The following is a 17,204-nucleotide window of genomic DNA, read 5'->3' as shown; positions in this document are numbered from 1 at the left end:
TGAAAGGTTGGTGTGTTCACCAACCTTTTTTGCTTCTGAAATCCCGCACTGCTACTGGTTAGGCCAAGAGTCTGGTACAACAAACCAAAATTGACCTTGGCGCGTTTGAGCGTGAACAAATCGTCCTTGAGGCTTTTCGATTGGCTGACTGAACTCAGTTATGCCCGTTGCCCAGCAAGGTTTATCTAGCTCAAATAGCTCTTCGCCAATTTGCTCCCATTGGCTTTGATAACACCAGAACCCAGATATTTGACTTGGATTCAGTGCTAAACCTAGGCATTCATTTGGGATTGGTTCATCGTGGAAGGGATTGATATACAGGCGTCCTTGCAGCAGTAGGTGTTCTGTTAAGTTGTCTAAGTTGGGGTATTGATTCTTAAACGGTGCAGAAGAGCTCATTTTTAGCTGGTGAGTTAGCATCCGAGCCAGTTTTTTATCGAGTTGATCATATGCGTTGGGACCAAACCATGTGCCTTGATGTAGCAGGTAGAATTTGATCGCGACTTCCCAGTGTTCCAACTGACCAGACTCATGATTTTTTAACACCAAGTCGATAGCACCAAGTGTTTGTCCATTATCGTGATTGATTTGCGCTTCATCGAGGACGACTGAGTAACGTCCACTTTCTGTGATTAGCTCCGTACATAAGTACTGATATAAAAAACCCAGTCTAGGGTTTCCTGCATAGTCACTGTTTTTTAGAGGTTTAATGTTGAAATCTTCGAACGAGACAAATGGCGGGGTTAACTCAAAAAGTGAAGGGGATTGTGCGATCCAATTATAAAAGCGTTGTAGTTGGTTCATCTTGAGTCCTGTATTTTTTGAGTTTTTGAGAATTCGATGTTAATCACTTGTCATTGTAACCATTTGGTACTGCATCTAGCATCAAGTTGTTCATTAGAATACACTTTGTTAAAAGCGAAGTAAGCGGAAGTAGCAATGAATAATTTACAGCTGGAAAAAGTACTAAACGACCTTTTATCTCCTCAACTGTTCAAAGATTATGCGCCCAATGGTTTGCAAGTGGAAGGCAACCCAGAAATTAAGCGTATTGTCACGGGGGTTACAGCATCTCAGGCTTTGATAGATAAAGCTGTAGAGCTCAAAGCTGATGCGTTACTTGTTCACCATGGCTATTTTTGGAAAGGAGAGCCAGAGCCGATCCGCGGGATGAAAGGAAAGCGTATTCGCACCTTGATTAAAAATGATATCAATCTGTTCGGGTATCATCTGCCTTTAGATGTCCACCCAGAGCTAGGCAACAACGCAGAACTAGCGCGACTACTAGATATTGAAGTAGAGGGCGGCTTGGAAGGACATCCACAGTCGGTGGCTATGTTTGGCCGATTAAAGCGAGCAATGACAGGCAAAGAGTTTACACACAAAATTACTCAAGTACTGGATCGTGCTCCTTTGCACATTGCACCAGAAAATGAAGACAAGCTGATCGAAACCGTAGGGTGGTGTACGGGTGGTGGTCAAGACTATATAGAGCTTGCTGTCGCAAATGGCTTGGATGCATTTATTTCGGGAGAAATTTCTGAGCGCACTACTTACACAGCGCGTGAGATGGACATTCACTACTTTTCTGCCGGGCATCATGCCACCGAGCGTTATGGAGTGAAGGCTCTAGGCGAGTGGTTGTCACGAGAGCATGGACTAGAGGTTACGTTTATCGATATCGATAATCCGGTTTAATAGTCTGTAATAAAAAAGAAAGGTTGGCACATTGGCCAACCTTTTTAGTTTATGAGGACGTAGTTACTCGCGCTCATGCATTGGTTTGAAGTCACGCTGTTCTTCACCAGTGTATAGCTGACGAGGACGGCCAATGCGGTTTAGTGGGTCACTGTGCATTTCGTTCCAGTGAGCAATCCAACCGATAGTACGTGAAATCGCGAAGATAACCGTAAACATAGAAACAGGGATACCAATCGCTTTAAGGATGATACCTGAGTAGAAGTCTACGTTCGGGTAAAGTTTCTTCGATACAAAGTATTCATCAGACAGAGCAATACGTTCAAGTTCCATCGCTACGTCAAGCAGTGGATCGTTGATATTCAGCTCTTTCAATACTTCGTGGCATGTTTCGCGCATTACTGTTGCACGTGGGTCGTAGTTTTTGTAAACGCGGTGACCAAAGCCCATCAGGCGGAATGGATCATCTTTATCTTTTGCACGTTTAACGTATTCTGGAATGTTTTCAACACTACCAATCTCTTCCAACATCTTCAGACATGCTTCGTTAGCACCGCCGTGCGCTGGGCCCCATAGGGATGCGATACCCGCGGCAATACATGCGAATGGGTTCGCGCCAGATGAACCAGCAAGACGAACTGTAGAGGTTGATGCGTTCTGTTCGTGATCCGCGTGTAGAGTAAAGATTTTGTCCATTGCGCGTGCAACAACAGGGTTTACTTCGTACTCTTCACATGGATTAGCAAACATCATGTGCAGGTAGTTTTCTGCGTAGCTTAAATCGTTTCTTGGGTAAATAAATGGCTGGCCTACAGAGTATTTGTAACACATGGCCGCCAAAGTAGGCATCTTAGATAGTAGTCGGTAAGCAGCAATTTCACGGTGCTCATCATTGTGGATGTCGAGTGAGTCGTGGTAGAACGCTGCAAGTGCACCAACTACGCCACACATAACTGCCATTGGGTGAGCATCGCGACGGAAGCCGTGGAAAAAGCTTGCGATTTGCTCATGCACCATAGTGTGACGAGTTACAGTAACTTTGAATTGCTCGTATTGCTCACGAGTAGGGGCTTCACCATAAAGAAGGATGTAACAAACTTCTAAGTAATCAGCGTTATTGGCTAGCTGATCAATCGGGTAACCGCGGTGTAGTAGAATACCTTTACCACCGTCGATGTAGGTGATTTGAGATTCACAAGATGCAGTGGCAAGAAAACCTGGGTCAAAAGTGAAAAATCCGTTTGCTCCCAGTGTTCGAACGTCAATTACAGGCGTGCCTAGAGCACCTTCCATAATTGGCAGTTCGATTGGCGCTTGGCCTTCAACATGAAGGGTCGCTTTCTTATCCGCCATAACAATCTCCTTTGTTTATTATTAATCCGTCCAGGATGTTTGTGTGACATTTTTGTACGTGCATTCGTTATCAAAGTCAATTTATCTCCTCTGATGTGTGCACTTGTTATGATTTTTTGAACACGTAACTCTAAAAACCTGCCCTGTGTAGCAAAAATTGTTACATCAATTGTATTAGAATGTTGCCAGCCGTATAGTGGCGCAGTAAATTTTGGTGGAAACCTAATAAATTCAAGGCTTGAAACAAAAGTGAGGTGTCGTTTTAATCCTTGTTGTTAACAAATATTTTACAAAATACTTGGCAGTTTTTAGGTGTTAAATGTTAAATAAGTGTTAACTTTTGTTGGTTTGCAACCAAAATTCGTTCATAACAATAAATGCTCAATGGAGCTGAGTGAGCAAGCCCGTGAAAGAAAGAAAGTCAAGACCTGTTAATTTAGATTTACAGACCATTCGCTTTCCGATCACAGCAATCGCATCTATCTTGCACCGTGTATCCGGTGTAATTACGTTTGTGGCGGTCGGAATTTTGCTTTGGTTACTATCCATTTCCTTAACCTCTCCGGTAGGTTTCGCGCAAGCTGTCGATATTGTCGATGGATTTTTCGTGAAGTTTATCTTGTGGGGCATCCTAACGGCTTTGGCCTACCATATTGCTGGTGGTATTCGTCACCTCCTGATGGATCTAGGTCATTTTGAAGAGCTGGAATCTGGCGCGATGAGCGCTAAGGTTGCATTCGCAGCGACAGCCGTTCTGTCACTACTAGCGGGGGTTTTGGTGTGGTAAAACATATTTCATCATTTGGTCGTAACGGTGTACACGATTTCCTACTGATTCGTGCTACGGCGATCATCATGACACTTTATACAATCTATCTGGTGAGCTTTTGTGCTTTCACAGATATTTCTTACGTATCTTGGACTCAGTTCTTTGGTGGCACCTTCACTAAAGTCTTCACAATGCTGGCGCTAGTTTCAGTTCTTATCCATGCGTGGATAGGTTTATGGCAAGTCCTTACTGACTACATCAAGTGCGCTATGCTTCGTGGCGGTCTTCAACTAGGCGTTATTGCTGTGTTGCTTGGCTACTTCTTCTCTGGTCTATTTGTTTTGTGGGGTGCGTAAGTGTCTATTCCAGTTCGTGAATTTGATGCCGTAGTAATCGGCGCTGGTGGTGCAGGCATGCGTGCTGCACTACAAATCTCTGAGCAAGGCCTATCTTGTGCTTTGCTATCTAAAGTTTTCCCAACTCGCTCGCATACCGTGTCTGCTCAAGGTGGTATTACAGTTGCGCTAGGTAATGCGCATGAAGACCACTGGGAACAACATATGTACGATACCGTTAAAGGTTCTGACTATATCGGTGACCAAGATGCGATCGAGTACATGTGTAAGAATGGTCCAGAATCGGTAATCGAACTAGAGAAAATGGGCCTTCCTTTTTCTCGTTTTGATAATGGTAGTATTTACCAACGTCCATTTGGTGGTCAGTCAAAGAATTTTGGTGGCGAACAAGCAGCGCGTACAGCAGCAGCAGCTGACCGTACTGGTCACGCGCTATTACACACGCTTTACCAACAAAATATTAAGCATAAAACAACCGTATTCTCTGAGTGGTATGCACTCGATATCGTGAAAAACGAAGACGGCGTTGTTTTAGGTTGTACTGCACTTTGCATGGAAACCGGTGAAGTTTGTTACTTTAAATCTAAAGCGACAATCTTAGCGACAGGTGGAGCAGGCCGTATTTACGCTTCAACGACTAATGCGCACATTAATACTGGTGATGGTGTTGGTATGGCACTACGTGCTGGCGTACCAATGCAAGACATGGAAATGTGGCAATTCCACCCAACAGGTATTGCTGGTGCAGGTGTTCTAGTGACTGAAGGTTGTCGTGGTGAAGGTGGTTACCTACTAAACAAAGACGGTGAACGCTTCATGGAGCGTTATGCTCCAAATGCTAAAGATCTTGCTGGTCGTGACGTTGTTGCTCGCTCTATGATGATAGAGATCCGTGAAGGTCGTGGTTGTGATGGTCCTTGGGGTCCACACATTAAACTAAAACTGGATCACCTAGGTAAAGAGACACTTGAATCTCGTCTACCAGGTGTATGTGAGCTATCTCGTACGTTTGCACACGTTGACCCAGTTAAAGAGCCGATTCCAGTAATTCCTACATGTCACTACATGATGGGTGGTATTCCTACTCAAGTGTCAGGTCAAGCTATTAAGCAAGATCAGAACGGCGCTGATGTTGAGATCCAAGGCCTATTCGCTTGTGGTGAAATCGCATCGGTATCTGTTCACGGTGCTAACCGTCTTGGTGGTAACTCACTACTAGACTTGGTTGTATTTGGTCGTGCAACAGGCCTACACCTAGGTGAAACGCTTCTTAAGCAAGCTGACGCTAAACCAGCAACAGACGCTGACATTGAGCGTTCTCTTGAGCGTTACAACCGCTGGGAAAATAGCACTGACGGTGAAGATCCAGCGCAAATTCGTAAAGACCTACAGCAATGTATGCAAAACAACTTCTCGGTATTCCGTGAAGGTGATGCAATGGCGAAAGGTTTAGAAGAGCTAAAAGTGATTCGTGAGCGTTTGAATAACGCACACCTTGCAGACAAGTCGACAGAGTTCAACACACAGCGTATTGAGTGTTTGGAACTAGAAAACTTGATGGAAACAGCATTTGCCACAGCGGTAGCGGCGAACTACCGTACAGAAAGCCGTGGTGCGCATGCTCGTTTTGACTTCCCAGATCGTAACGATGAGCAGTGGCTATGTCACTCGATCTACAATCCGGAAACTGAGTCGATGACGAAGCGCGATGTAAACATGGAACCTGTTCATCGTGAAGCGTTCCCACCAAAAGCACGTACGTACTAAGGAAAGGAGGCTAAGATTATGAAACTGAATTTCTCTTTGTACCGCTACAATCCGGATGTCGACCAAAAGCCTTACATGAAAGACTACACGCTAGAAGTAGACGAAGGCTCTGACATGATGCTATTGGATGCGTTGATTCTGCTTAAAGAGCAAGATCCAAGCATCTCTTTCCGTCGCTCATGCCGTGAAGGTGTGTGTGGTTCGGATGGCTTAAACATGAATGGTAAGAACGGCCTAGCATGTATCACGCCTCTATCTGCGCTGCAGGGTGATAAAATCGTTATCCGTCCACTACCTGGACTTCCGGTTGTTCGAGACCTTATCGTTGATATGACACAGTTCTACGATAACTATACGAAAGTGAAGCCATTCTTGATTGACGACGGTGCATTACCGCCATCTCGTGAGAATCTGCAAACTCCGGATGAGCGCGCACATTTAGATGGATTGTATGAGTGTATTATGTGTGCATGTTGTACAACATCTTGTCCGTCATTCTGGTGGAACCCGGATAAATTTATCGGTCCCGCTGGTCTTCTAGCAGCGTACCGCTGGTTAATTGATAGCCGCGATACTGCTACAGACGAACGTTTATCAGATCTTGATGACGCATTTAGCGTTTTTCGTTGCCACGGCATCATGAATTGTGTAAGTGTTTGTCCTAAGGGACTAAACCCAACGAAAGCCATTGGTCATATTAAGACCATGCTGGTAAATCGTTCGGTTTAAATGAAATAAAAAATTGCCGGTTACGATGGTGTAGCCGGCTCTTAATAGCTCGGCAAAGACCGAAGCAAACGTGAAAACTACTGGTTAAGGGAAAATATGCACAACGGCGTGATGAAGGCATGGCTCGAGTCTTCACACTTGGCTGGCGCCAATGCAACGTATGTAGAGGACCTCTACGAACTGTATCTAAGTGATCCCGATCTGGTAAGTGAGGAGTGGAAACGCGTTTTTGAGGGTTTACCTAAACCTTCAGAACAAGTGGCAGAACAACCACATTCGCGTGTCCGTGACTACTTCCGACGACTCGCTCAAGAAACAAAGCATTACAGTGTCCAAGTTAGTGATCCAGATGTCGACGCTAAACAAGTTAAAGTACTTCAATTAATCAATGCTTACCGTTTCCGTGGACACGAAGCGGCACAGCTTGACCCTCTAGGTTTATGGCAGCGCCCAACTGTGGCGGAGCTAGAACCTGCATTCCACAATCTTACCCAAGATGACCTCGAAGAAAGCTTCAATGTAGGTTCTTTTGCCATCGGTCAAGAAACGATGCCGCTGAAAGACATCTACTCGTCTCTGAAAAAAATCTACTGTGGTTCGATTGGTGCAGAATACATGCACATGACGGATACCGAGCAAAAGCGTTGGATTCAGCAACGTCTTGAATCGGTAGTGGGTCAGCCATCTTTTACTCAAGAAGAAAAACACACCTTCCTAGACGAGCTAACTGCAGCTGAAGGTTTAGAGCGTTATCTAGGTGCGAAATTCCCGGGTGCTAAGCGTTTCTCTCTTGAAGGTGGTGATGCGCTCATTCCGATGACGAAAGAACTGATTCGTCATGCAGGTACAAGTGGTATGCGTGAAGTTGTTATCGGCATGGCCCACCGTGGTCGTTTAAACATGCTGGTTAACGTTCTTGGTAAAAAGCCACAAGACTTGTTTGATGAGTTTGCAGGCAAGCACGACGAAACATGGGGTACAGGCGACGTTAAGTACCACCAAGGTTTCTCTGCTGACTTTGCTACCCCAGGTGGAAATGTTCACTTGGCACTGGCGTTTAACCCATCTCACCTAGAGATTGTAAACCCAGTAGTTATTGGTTCTGTCCGTGCCCGTCAAGACCGTCTGGGTGATACAGATGGTAGCACAGTACTTCCTATTACTATTCACGGTGACTCAGCGATTGCTGGTCAGGGTGTTGTGGCAGAAACATTTAACATGTCTCAAGCCCGAGGCTTCGAAGTAGGTGGTACCGTTCGTATCGTTGTAAACAACCAAGTTGGTTTTACAACCTCGAACCCACGTGATACGCGTTCAACCATGTACTGTACCGATATCGCTAAGATGGTACAGGCACCAATTTTCCACGTTAACGCTGACGATCCAGAAGCGGTTGCCTTCGTAACTCGAATCGCACTGGACTATCGCAACGAATTTAAGCGCGATGTAGTGATTGACTTGGTATGTTACCGCCGTCATGGTCACAACGAAGCGGATGAGCCAAATGCGACTCAGCCTCTGATGTACCAAAAAATCAAGAAGCACCCGACGCCACGTAAGCTATACGCCGACGTGTTGATTGAGCGCGATGTACTTGGTATTGATACCGCAACTCAGCTTGTTAATGAGTATCGTGATGCTCTTGATCATGGTGAAGTTGTGGTGAAAGAGTGGCGCCCGATGGCCATGCACTCTGTTGATTGGTCACCATACCTAGGTCACGACTGGGATTCTGAATGGGAAAGCCAGTTTGATAAAGAGCGTCTACTCGAATTAGGTTCACGCGTTTGTCAGTACCCTGATAGCCATAAGCTTCAAAGCCGCGTAAACAAGCTTTATAACGATCGTATGTCGATGCTGAGCGGTGAGAAGGCGATTGACTGGGGTATGGCTGAAACACTTGCTTATGCAACGCTTGTCGATGACGGAAAACGTATCCGTATCTCTGGTCAAGACTCGGGTCGTGGTACTTTCTTCCACCGTCACTCAGTACTGCATAACCAAAACGACGCAAGTGTTTATGTTCCTCTCGCGAATATTCACGATAAACAAGGCCCTTTCCAAGTCTTTGACTCAGTGTTGTCTGAAGAAGCTGTACTGGCCTTTGAGTACGGCTACGCAACTGCTGAGCCTGGAGGCCTAACGCTTTGGGAAGCACAATTTGGTGATTTTGCCAACGGCGCACAGGTTGTGATTGACCAGTTTATCTCTTCTGGTGAACAAAAGTGGGCTCGCTTATGCGGCTTGACGATGCTTCTACCGCATGGTTATGAAGGTCAAGGCCCTGAGCACTCTTCTGCACGTCTAGAGCGTTACCTACAATTGTGTGCTGAACAAAATATGCAAGTGGTTGTACCGTCAACGCCTGCACAGGTTTATCACATGATTCGTCGTCAAGTTGTGCGACCGATGCGTCGTCCACTTGTGGTGATGTCTCCTAAATCGTTACTACGTCATCCTCTGTGTACTTCTTCACTTGAAGAACTGGCAGAAGGCACTTTCCAACCTGCAATCCCTGAAGTGGATAACTTGGATCCTGCGAAAGTGAAACGCGTTGTGTTCTGTTCGGGTAAGGTTTATTTCGACCTTCTAGAGCAGCGTCGTAACAACGAACAAGGCGATGTGGCGATTGTTCGTATCGAGCAGCTATACCCATTCCCGATGGAAGACGTTAAAGCAGCGATTGAGCAATACACCAATGTTGAAGATTTCGTTTGGTGTCAGGAAGAGCCTCAAAACCAAGGTGCTTGGTACTGTAGCCAGCACAATTTCCGTGCTGCAATTCCAGCAGGTGCTGACCTCAAATATGCTGGTCGTCCAGCATCAGCATCGCCTGCAGTAGGCTACATGTCAGTACACTTGAAACAACAGAAAGCGTTAGTTGAAGACGCACTAACCGTGAATACAAAAACTTCAGACTAAGAACTAGAAGTTAAAGGAAGAAACAGATATGACAATTGAAATTCTGGTTCCAGATCTACCTGAATCGGTTGCAGATGCAACGGTAGCAACATGGCACAAACAACCAGGCGAAGCAGTAGAGCGTGATGAGGTACTGGTTGATATCGAAACAGATAAAGTGGTTCTAGAAGTACCAGCTCCAGAAGCAGGTGTACTTGAAGCAATCACAGAAGAAGAGGGTGCGACAGTACTTTCTAAACAGCTTCTAGCGAAACTTAAGCCTGGTGCAGTTGCGGGTGAACCGACGACAGACAAGACTGAAGGTACAGAAGCTTCTCCAGACAAACGCCACAAAGCAGCGCTAACAGAAGAAACTAATGACGCACTAAGCCCAGCTGTTCGTCGTCTTCTAGCTGAGCACGGCCTTGAGGCGAGCCAAGTGAAAGGCACAGGTGTCGGTGGTCGTATTACTCGTGAAGATATCGAGTCACACCTAGTGAAAGCGCCAGCTAAAGCAGAGGCTCCAGTAGTTGAAGCGCCTGCAGCAGCTCGTAGCCAGAAGCGTGTTCCAATGACTCGTCTACGCAAGACAGTGGCTAACCGTCTGCTTGAAGCGAAGAACAATACTGCAATGCTAACGACATTTAACGAAGTTAACATGAAGCCAATCATGGATCTTCGTAAGCAGTACAAAGACCAGTTCGAAGAGCGTCACGGTATCCGCTTGGGCTTTATGTCTTTCTACGTGAAAGCAGTAACTGAAGCACTGAAACGTTACCCAGAAGTAAACGCGTCTATCGATGGCGATGACATTGTTTACCACAACTACTTCGACATCAGCATGGCGGTATCTACGCCACGTGGTCTAGTAACACCAGTACTAAAAGACTGTGACACGCTAGGTTTCGCTGACATCGAGAAAGGCATCAAAGAGCTAGCGATCAAAGGTCGTGACGGCAAGCTAACCGTAGACGAGCTAATGGGCGGCAACTTCACTATCACTAACGGTGGTGTTTTTGGCTCTCTAATGTCTACGCCAATCATCAACCCGCCACAATCAGCGATTCTTGGTATGCACAAGATCCAAGAGCGTCCAATGGCAGTAGATGGCAAAGTTGAAGTATTGCCAATGATGTATCTAGCGCTATCTTACGATCACCGTTTAATCGATGGTCGTGAGTCAGTGGGCTTCCTAGTAACGATTAAAGAGCTACTAGAAGATCCAGCACGTCTGCTATTAGACGTTTAATATCGCTAAAACGTCTAGCTAACCACGTTGGCTAGACGTCAAAAATTCCCAGGGCTAGACTGCTCAACGTCTGGCCTTCATTTGAGTCTACATTGACTTATTTGAGAAGCACCCTACAGACGTACACGCAGTTACCGCTGCAACGTTATGGACATAATAAATCCCTTAAGGGAAAAACAAACGGAATATCAAAATGAATTTGCATGAATACCAAGCCAAACAGCTGTTTGCAGAATTCGGATTGCCTGTGCCGGAAGGCTACGCATGTGATACGCCACAAGAAGCTTTTGAAGCTGCTGGCCGCATCACTACTGAAAAGAAAGTAGTCAAATGTCAGGTTCACGCTGGTGGACGCGGTAAAGCGGGTGGTGTTGAACTTCACGACACTAAAGACGGCGTAAAAGAATTTGCACAAAAGTGGCTAGGTAAAAATCTAGTAACTTACCAAACGGACGCTAACGGTCAGCCAGTAACAAAAATCCTTGTTGAAGAAGCTTCAAACATTGCTAACGAACTATACCTAGGTGCGGTTGTTGACCGTGCTAGCCGTAAGATTGTTTTCATGGCTTCGACAGAAGGTGGTGTGGAAATTGAAAAAGTTGCGGAAGAAACGCCGGAGCTAATCCACAAAGCAGCAATCGACCCACTCGTAGGCCCACAAGCTTACCAAGGTCGCGAGCTTGCATTCAAACTTGGTCTTGAAGGCGACCAAATCAAACAATTCGTTAAGATCTTTATGGGTCTTGGCACTATGTTCGCTCAGTACGACCTTGCTCTACTAGAGATCAACCCGCTTGTGATCACTGGCGAAGGCAACCTGCTATGTCTTGACGGCAAGATCAACATCGACTCAAACGCACTTTACCGTCAGCCTAAGCTACGTGAAATGCACGATCCATCTCAAGAAGATGAGCGCGAAGCGCACGCAGCTCAGTGGGAACTGAACTACGTAGCACTAGATGGTAACGTTGGCTGTATGGTTAACGGTGCGGGCCTTGCAATGGGTACGATGGATATCGTAAACCTACACGGCGGCAAACCAGCTAACTTCCTAGACGTAGGTGGCGGCGCGACGAAAGAGCGTGTTGCAGAAGCATTCAAGATCATCCTATCTGATGACAACGTGAAAGCAGTACTTGTTAACATCTTCGGTGGTATCGTTCGTTGTGACATGATCGCAGAAGGTATTATCGGTGCGGTTAAAGAGGTAGGCGTAAGCGTACCAGTTGTTGTTCGTCTAGAAGGTACTAACGCAGACTTAGGTCGCGAAGTTCTTGCTAATTCTGATGTTGATATCATTGCTGCTGAGTCGCTAACGGATGCTGCTCAGAAAGTTGTTGCTGCTGCGGAGGCTAAATAATGTCTGTATTAATTAACAAAGACACTAAAGTAATCTGTCAGGGTTTCACTGGTGGTCAAGGTACGTTCCACTCAGAGCAAGCTATCGCATACGGCACTCAGATGGTTGGTGGCGTTTCTCCTGGTAAAGGTGGCCAAACTCACCTAGGCCTACCTGTATTCAACACAGTACGCGAAGCAGTAGAAGCAACTGGCGCAACAGCGACAGTCATCTACGTGCCAGCACCTTTCTGTAAAGATGCAATCCTAGAAGCGATTGATGCGGGCATCGAGCTAATCGTAACAATCACTGAAGGTATCCCTACAACAGATATGATCGACGTGAAAGTGAAGCTAGAAGAAACTGGCGTTCGCATGATCGGTCCTAACTGCCCGGGTGTTATCACTCCTGATGAGTGTAAGATCGGTATCATGCCTGGTCACATCCATAAGAAAGGTAAAGTAGGTATCGTATCTCGCAGCGGTACATTGACGTACGAAGCAGTTAAGCAGACTACTGACGAAGGTTTTGGCCAGTCTACTTGTGTTGGTATCGGTGGTGACCCAATCCCAGGTTCAAACTTCATTGATATTCTAAAACTGTTCCAAGAAGACCCAGAAACTGAAGCGATCGTTATGATCGGTGAAATCGGTGGTACAGCAGAAGAAGAAGCTGCAGCGTTCATCAAAGAGAACGTGACTAAGCCAGTTGTTTCTTACATCGCGGGTGTAACTGCTCCTCCAGGTAAACGTATGGGTCACGCTGGTGCGATCATTTCTGGCGGTAAAGGTACTGCTGAAGACAAATTCGCAGCACTTGAAGCAGCAGGCGTTAAGACTGTGAAATCTCTAGCAGAGATCGGTCAAGGTCTACGCGAAGTTACTGGTTGGTAATTTAACCACCGAGTAAAAATTATAAAGGCTTGGCAGTTTGCCAAGCCTTTTGTTTTTGGGTCCATCAATGATTGTCATTTAGCGTAGTTGAGCAACAGCACTCAGCGATAGATACCCTGCATTGTTGTAAGGCTGTTTTTTTTCTAATTCAACTTCGCTTCTAATACAGCCAATCTTTTAGTCAAGTCCGCCACCTGTTTTTCTAATTCAGCGATTCTGTCTGATTCACCCTTCGTGTTTGCTGCCACTTCTACTTTGGGAATGCGATGTACGCTCTTCCAACTTTTAATTGTTGTGATAAGAGCAGGCATGGGTACTTGAGTGGTTAACCGTGCTTTGACCAAAGCGACCGTTGGCTCTTTTCCTTCTTTTTGCAGTTGTTCAAGTACTTCTTTTAGCTCTTGGCTAACATCTTGTGTAAGCATATGACCTCCGATTCGCGCTTTTTCCAATAATACTGCTCAAACTTTCATTTAGCGAATGGAAAATACGGCAACACCCTGTGAGAGATCTCTTACATTAGGCGTAAGATAAAAGGGAAATTGCAATAATGAATATCAATGATTTTTGCATAAGATTTTGATTTTGTTGTATATTTTCTATTGTTAAATCATTGTTTTATTAATTCTTAACTTGCAGTGCATTGTCTGACGCAGTTATTCAGGTAAATTAAACGGTGTCGGAAGGATGCTGACACGGAACAGGAACTCACCAAGGATTTGGTTCTCTTCAGGAAGAAGATGTGGTTGACTCGGATCGTTGACCAGCATGGAGCAAAGGACATTGTACGGATGCATTCACTGATAGGATGTCAGTGACAAAGGAGTGCGATGGACACCTCGAGGATGAGGCAGGACTGTATCAGGATGATACAAGGGACACCGCTCAAGGAACAAGTGATGTGTGCTGACGGGGATTGTTAGCGTTCAGGAAGATTAGGACACCGCTAGGAAGGCGAAGTAAGGAATGTACTGAAGGACTCAGTCGCTATTAAGGAAGATGCAAGGAGCATTTTTGTAGCCGGACTGCTGCGAGTAAGACTATAGCCCCGATACGCAAGTGTCGGGGCTTTCTTAATTATTCTTATAACAATAACTAGATGCAATCTAGATCAATAACAACATCTATCGGTTGGTGTAACTTTTTGGCTTTGTTTTTATAAACAATAAACAGCTCGCTGTTTACAAGGATGTCTTATGACAATAGTGACTCGCCGTTCGTTATTGGTACCCTATAACGAGTCGTTACAATCAGACTTCTTACTTTTGAATTGCTGCGCTAAAAATAGAGCTCAAATGAATGGGCCTCATACGGTTTCTGCTGCGAAACAGCTCTTCTCACGTATGCTCCACGATGAAACGATTTATGCCAGGGCCGTCCTCGACAGTCGAACACGCGATTATATGGGCCACGTATTTATCTCTAATTTAGATGGTTTACCGGAGCTGGGTTATATATTCGATAAATTGTATTGGGGGAAAGGGATCGCCAGTGAAGTTTTGGTTTCTTTCTTTAACCGCGCCGTACGAGACTTAAATTTAACTCAAGTGATGGCAACGGTGAACCACGGTCATGAACCGTCTATCAAGCTACTTAAAAAACTGGGATTTCAGCTGGTAGCGAATAAACGTGATACTTTTGGTTTTTACGATGAATTTCGATTCACATCCGATGTGGTGGAACATCAAACGTCATCAGGTGGAATCCTTGCATAGTTAACGTACCCTGATAACAGTCGTCGCCCAAAGAAGAAAATTCAAACTCATACACGGAATGCCAACGCCAGACACCGTCTGGCGTTTTGAGTTTGTGACCTTTTAAGGCAACGCTAATAAGCTGCAAATTTAGTTGCTCACACTTTTTTGAAGCCATTAATTTTGCCAACTCGGCTTGACGCCTCTGCTGCCAAAATAGAAAGCAGACAAAAGCCAGCGCGATTATTGCGAAAAGGTCACTAATCATTATTTACCCTTTGGTTGTTTGTTGTAGTGAAATAAGCGCAGCCGAAAGCTCTTGTGAAGGATTGGAGTGGAGTAATGGAAGCAGTACCATACGTAGCTCGGGTAGCATCACCAAGTCGGCAAACAATTGATTGAATAGTGCCTGATTTCCTGTTTGCGCGAGACGAAGTAAAAAATGTTCAGCCATGTCTTGATTTGCAAGCAGATGCCAGCATCGGCCTGCCACTCCAATCAATACTTCTTGATGACTGAGTCTTGGTGAGGCAAGAACACTCTCCAGTACAGGCAAGGAAATAGAGCTATCCGCGCCAGACAGTGCTCGAATCAGTGCGCCAAGCAGGAAAATATCTGGGTCAGAGCTTTCTATCTGTTCTGTGGCTAATTCTGCAATTCGTTGGGCAAGCTTTTCAGGTAAAGTTGTGTGCTCCAATGCACCTAATAGAGCATAAAGTGGCTCGTTAGGTAAGTGATGCAGAGCACGACGAATATTGACGCCGTTTTGCTCTTGTCCTAACCGAGCACAGATATCGGTGACGCCTTGCAGCCCAACCGTTTGCCATTTATCCCAGCCTAAACCACCGGAGAAGTAGTGTTGTGCGTGTTCATAATATTGGCTGCATGACAGGTTGAGTTGCGCTCTTATTTGGCTATGAAAGACCGCCATCTTGTCTTCAGAAGGCTTGAATGTATAAGGGTTATTAGACAACTTTTGTTGTTGCTCTCCTGTCATCTCTTGGCTGATACGCGTTCCCATCGCCTCGATAACATATTTGAGGAAGTTACCAATATCTGATTGTTTAAGTAAGCCTCGTTCATCTAACTCAAACTTCAGGAACCAAATCCAAGGCTGATTTTGTTCATTCCAATACGCAATGGCTAAATGGGCTTTACGCTGGAGCGGAAACGGGTAAGGAAGTTGTCCTTTTTCAACATCAGCAAAGGCTTTACGCTCGATGTGCCTTATGCGACGACCTAGATCGTAGACCTGATATTGGCAGCCACTGTTCGTCAGCAGTTGGGTGAGGGTATGTATATTTTCCATTAGAGAATAGTCCTAACTTTCTTTCCTCTATAAATGGTACTCTTACGCCTATTTTCAAGGTCAACGTGATGTGTTTATGACAAAAGAACAGCAATTGTTGCTTCTTCTAGAGCAACTAACACCTTTAATGCAACGTTTAGGCTTATGGCAAGAACAAGCACCAGATGCAAAACAACTTCAAAGTTTGGAGCCATTTGCGCTGGATACCTTAGCACCAGAGCAATGGTTGCAATGGATATTTTTACCTAAGATGCTAGTGGTGATTGAGCAACAGATGCCGTTACCGAAAGGATTTGCTATCACACCTTACTTTGAAGAGTGTTGGAAAGAGCACGGTGAATATACTCCCTTGCTGACATTATTAAGGTCGATTGACGAGGTGTGCGCCTGATGTTAGAGATTATTTATCAGGATGAATATTTTGTGGCGGTGAATAAGCCCGCAGGCATGTTGGTTCATCGCAGTTGGTTGGATAAGCACGAAACCCAGTTTGTGATGCAGACACTTCGGGACCAGATAGGTCAGCATGTTTTTCCTTTGCACCGTTTAGATAGGCCAACGTCAGGGGTTCTAATATTTGCGCTGTCGAGCGAAGTTGCCTCACAAGTGATGCCGATGTTTGCCAATCACGAGATGGAGAAAACGTATCACGCGATAGTACGCGGTTGGATTTTAGAGGAAGGACGATTAGATTACGCGCTAAAAGTAGAGCTAGATAAAATTGCTGACAAGCACGCGAGCCAAGACAAAGAAGCGCAAGATGCGGTGACTGATTATCAGCCGCTAGTACACACAGAGATCCCCCATTCAACGGGTAAGTTTCCGACCACGCGTTACTGTTTAATGGAACTGAAGCCAAAGACAGGCCGAAAACATCAATTGAGACGGCATATGGCGCATCTACGCCATCCAATCGTCGGTGATACGACTCATGGTGACGGTAAACATAATAAACTCTTCAGAGAGATTTATGACTCTCACCGACTGTTACTGCATGCCTCGGCTTTGACTTTTGTTCATCCGTTTACTCAGCAGGCGATCACAATCAAAGCGGGTGTCGATGAGACATGGCAGAAGCTGTGTGCTGAATTTGATTGGGCCGTTCCTGCCTAATACATTTGGTAAATACGAAAGAGCCCTCGAAGTG

At 45.4% G+C, this 17,204-nt stretch carries 18 protein-coding genes; 12 read left to right on the top strand and 6 right to left on the bottom strand.

Annotation, left to right across the window (positions count from 1 at the left end):
- Positions 1-51 precede the first annotated feature (51 nt).
- Positions 52-804 carry a DUF1853 family protein gene (locus tag VNE01S_RS07205; RefSeq protein ID WP_053395200.1) on the bottom strand — a complete coding sequence of 251 codons (753 nt, stop codon included), beginning with the start codon at positions 802-804 and terminating at the stop codon, positions 52-54.
- 135 nt (positions 805-939) lie between these two features.
- On the opposite strand from VNE01S_RS07205, the gene VNE01S_RS07200 reads away from it, so the two are divergent.
- On the top strand, positions 940-1,698 hold the full coding sequence (locus tag VNE01S_RS07200) for a Nif3-like dinuclear metal center hexameric protein (RefSeq protein WP_053395199.1): 759 nt from the start codon (positions 940-942) through the stop codon (positions 1,696-1,698).
- 63 nt (positions 1,699-1,761) lie between these two features.
- On the opposite strand, the gene VNE01S_RS07195 is transcribed toward VNE01S_RS07200, so the two are convergent.
- Complete coding sequence (locus VNE01S_RS07195; protein ID WP_053395198.1) at positions 1,762-3,051, bottom strand: citrate synthase; 1,290 nt, start codon at positions 3,049-3,051, stop codon at positions 1,762-1,764.
- Between the two features lie 394 nt (positions 3,052-3,445).
- On the opposite strand from VNE01S_RS07195, the gene sdhC reads away from it, so the two are divergent.
- From sdhC to sucD, 8 genes are all read left to right on the top strand, one after another.
- Positions 3,446-3,838: a succinate dehydrogenase cytochrome b556 subunit gene (gene sdhC / locus VNE01S_RS07190; protein WP_053395197.1), complete on the top strand. Its 393-nt coding sequence runs from the start codon at positions 3,446-3,448 to the stop codon at positions 3,836-3,838.
- Positions 3,832-4,176 carry a succinate dehydrogenase, hydrophobic membrane anchor protein gene (gene sdhD / locus VNE01S_RS07185; protein WP_053395196.1) on the top strand — a complete coding sequence of 115 codons (345 nt, stop codon included), beginning with the start codon at positions 3,832-3,834 and terminating at the stop codon, positions 4,174-4,176. Before sdhC ends, sdhD begins: the two co-directional genes overlap by 7 nt.
- Complete coding sequence (gene sdhA, locus VNE01S_RS07180) at positions 4,177-5,943, top strand: succinate dehydrogenase flavoprotein subunit (RefSeq protein ID WP_053395195.1); 1,767 nt, start codon at positions 4,177-4,179, stop codon at positions 5,941-5,943.
- Between the two features lie 18 nt (positions 5,944-5,961).
- Positions 5,962-6,672, top strand: a complete 711-nt coding sequence (locus VNE01S_RS07175; protein ID WP_053395194.1) for a succinate dehydrogenase iron-sulfur subunit — start codon at positions 5,962-5,964, stop codon at positions 6,670-6,672.
- A gap of 96 nt (positions 6,673-6,768) precedes the next feature.
- A complete protein-coding gene (gene sucA / locus VNE01S_RS07170) occupies positions 6,769-9,594 on the top strand; it encodes a 2-oxoglutarate dehydrogenase E1 component (protein WP_053395193.1) in 2,826 nt (941 codons plus the stop codon).
- A gap of 28 nt (positions 9,595-9,622) precedes the next feature.
- A complete protein-coding gene (gene odhB, locus VNE01S_RS07165; RefSeq protein ID WP_053395192.1) occupies positions 9,623-10,822 on the top strand; it encodes a 2-oxoglutarate dehydrogenase complex dihydrolipoyllysine-residue succinyltransferase in 1,200 nt (399 codons plus the stop codon).
- A 193-nt stretch (positions 10,823-11,015) separates the two neighbouring features.
- Positions 11,016-12,182, top strand: a complete 1,167-nt coding sequence (sucC, locus tag VNE01S_RS07160) for an ADP-forming succinate--CoA ligase subunit beta (RefSeq protein ID WP_053395191.1) — start codon at positions 11,016-11,018, stop codon at positions 12,180-12,182.
- Positions 12,182-13,054 (top strand): succinate--CoA ligase subunit alpha, encoded by an 873-nt coding sequence (gene sucD / locus VNE01S_RS07155; protein WP_053395190.1) that lies wholly within the window; start codon positions 12,182-12,184, stop codon positions 13,052-13,054. The genes sucC and sucD overlap by 1 nt, the downstream gene beginning before the upstream one ends.
- A gap of 143 nt (positions 13,055-13,197) precedes the next feature.
- On the opposite strand, the gene VNE01S_RS07150 is transcribed toward sucD, so the two are convergent.
- The gene (locus VNE01S_RS07150) at positions 13,198-13,479 is read right to left on the bottom strand and encodes a hypothetical protein (RefSeq protein WP_053395189.1); all 282 of its coding nucleotides are present in this window, start codon (positions 13,477-13,479) and stop codon (positions 13,198-13,200) included.
- Positions 13,480-13,710: 231 nt separating this feature from the next.
- Complete coding sequence (locus VNE01S_RS19275; RefSeq protein ID WP_156309836.1) at positions 13,711-13,851, bottom strand: hypothetical protein; 141 nt, start codon at positions 13,849-13,851, stop codon at positions 13,711-13,713.
- A gap of 399 nt (positions 13,852-14,250) precedes the next feature.
- Between VNE01S_RS19275 and VNE01S_RS07145 the strand changes: the two genes are divergently transcribed.
- On the top strand, positions 14,251-14,769 hold the full coding sequence (locus VNE01S_RS07145) for a GNAT family N-acetyltransferase (RefSeq protein ID WP_053395188.1): 519 nt from the start codon (positions 14,251-14,253) through the stop codon (positions 14,767-14,769).
- Here VNE01S_RS07145 and VNE01S_RS18865 read toward each other — a convergent pair.
- Together VNE01S_RS18865 and VNE01S_RS07140 are read right to left on the bottom strand one after the other, a co-directional pair.
- A complete protein-coding gene (locus VNE01S_RS18865) occupies positions 14,717-15,016 on the bottom strand; it encodes a DUF3301 domain-containing protein (RefSeq protein WP_082331665.1) in 300 nt (99 codons plus the stop codon). The genes VNE01S_RS07145 and VNE01S_RS18865 overlap by 53 nt on opposite strands.
- Positions 15,017-15,019: 3 nt before the next feature.
- The gene (locus tag VNE01S_RS07140) at positions 15,020-16,057 is read right to left on the bottom strand and encodes a DUF3549 family protein (RefSeq protein WP_053395187.1); all 1,038 of its coding nucleotides are present in this window, start codon (positions 16,055-16,057) and stop codon (positions 15,020-15,022) included.
- Positions 16,058-16,133: 76 nt separating this feature from the next.
- Between VNE01S_RS07140 and VNE01S_RS07135 the strand changes: the two genes are divergently transcribed.
- A complete protein-coding gene (locus tag VNE01S_RS07135; RefSeq protein WP_053395186.1) occupies positions 16,134-16,448 on the top strand; it encodes a YqcC family protein in 315 nt (104 codons plus the stop codon).
- Positions 16,448-17,170: a tRNA pseudouridine(65) synthase TruC gene (gene truC / locus VNE01S_RS07130; RefSeq protein WP_053395185.1), complete on the top strand. Its 723-nt coding sequence runs from the start codon at positions 16,448-16,450 to the stop codon at positions 17,168-17,170. Before VNE01S_RS07135 ends, truC begins: the two co-directional genes overlap by 1 nt.
- Positions 17,171-17,204: the final 34 nt, after the last annotated feature.

The sequence above is a fragment of the Vibrio nereis NBRC 15637 genome (assembly GCF_001591105.1).
Lineage (GTDB): Bacteria > Pseudomonadota > Gammaproteobacteria > Enterobacterales > Vibrionaceae > Vibrio > Vibrio nereis.
Note: the sequence above shows the minus strand (reverse complement) of the source record. Positions and strands in the feature narration are given on the sequence as shown.

Coding starts and splice junctions, on each gene's coding strand:
- sucA (WP_053395193.1), top strand. CDS start 6,769: ATGCACAACGGCGTGATGAAGGCATGGCTCGAGTCTTCACACTTGGCT.
- truC (WP_053395185.1), top strand. CDS start 16,448: ATGTTAGAGATTATTTATCAGGATGAATATTTTGTGGCGGTGAATAAG.
- VNE01S_RS18865 (WP_082331665.1), bottom strand. CDS start 15,016: ATGATTAGTGACCTTTTCGCAATAATCGCGCTGGCTTTTGTCTGCTTT.
- VNE01S_RS19275 (WP_156309836.1), bottom strand. CDS start 13,851: ATGCATCCGTACAATGTCCTTTGCTCCATGCTGGTCAACGATCCGAGT.
- odhB (WP_053395192.1), top strand. CDS start 9,623: ATGACAATTGAAATTCTGGTTCCAGATCTACCTGAATCGGTTGCAGAT.
- VNE01S_RS07175 (WP_053395194.1), top strand. CDS start 5,962: ATGAAACTGAATTTCTCTTTGTACCGCTACAATCCGGATGTCGACCAA.
- sucD (WP_053395190.1), top strand. CDS start 12,182: ATGTCTGTATTAATTAACAAAGACACTAAAGTAATCTGTCAGGGTTTC.
- VNE01S_RS07200 (WP_053395199.1), top strand. CDS start 940: ATGAATAATTTACAGCTGGAAAAAGTACTAAACGACCTTTTATCTCCT.
- VNE01S_RS07135 (WP_053395186.1), top strand. CDS start 16,134: ATGACAAAAGAACAGCAATTGTTGCTTCTTCTAGAGCAACTAACACCT.
- VNE01S_RS07145 (WP_053395188.1), top strand. CDS start 14,251: ATGACAATAGTGACTCGCCGTTCGTTATTGGTACCCTATAACGAGTCG.
- VNE01S_RS07195 (WP_053395198.1), bottom strand. CDS start 3,051: ATGGCGGATAAGAAAGCGACCCTTCATGTTGAAGGCCAAGCGCCAATC.
- VNE01S_RS07205 (WP_053395200.1), bottom strand. CDS start 804: ATGAACCAACTACAACGCTTTTATAATTGGATCGCACAATCCCCTTCA.
- VNE01S_RS07140 (WP_053395187.1), bottom strand. CDS start 16,057: ATGGAAAATATACATACCCTCACCCAACTGCTGACGAACAGTGGCTGC.
- VNE01S_RS07150 (WP_053395189.1), bottom strand. CDS start 13,479: ATGCTTACACAAGATGTTAGCCAAGAGCTAAAAGAAGTACTTGAACAA.
- sucC (WP_053395191.1), top strand. CDS start 11,016: ATGAATTTGCATGAATACCAAGCCAAACAGCTGTTTGCAGAATTCGGA.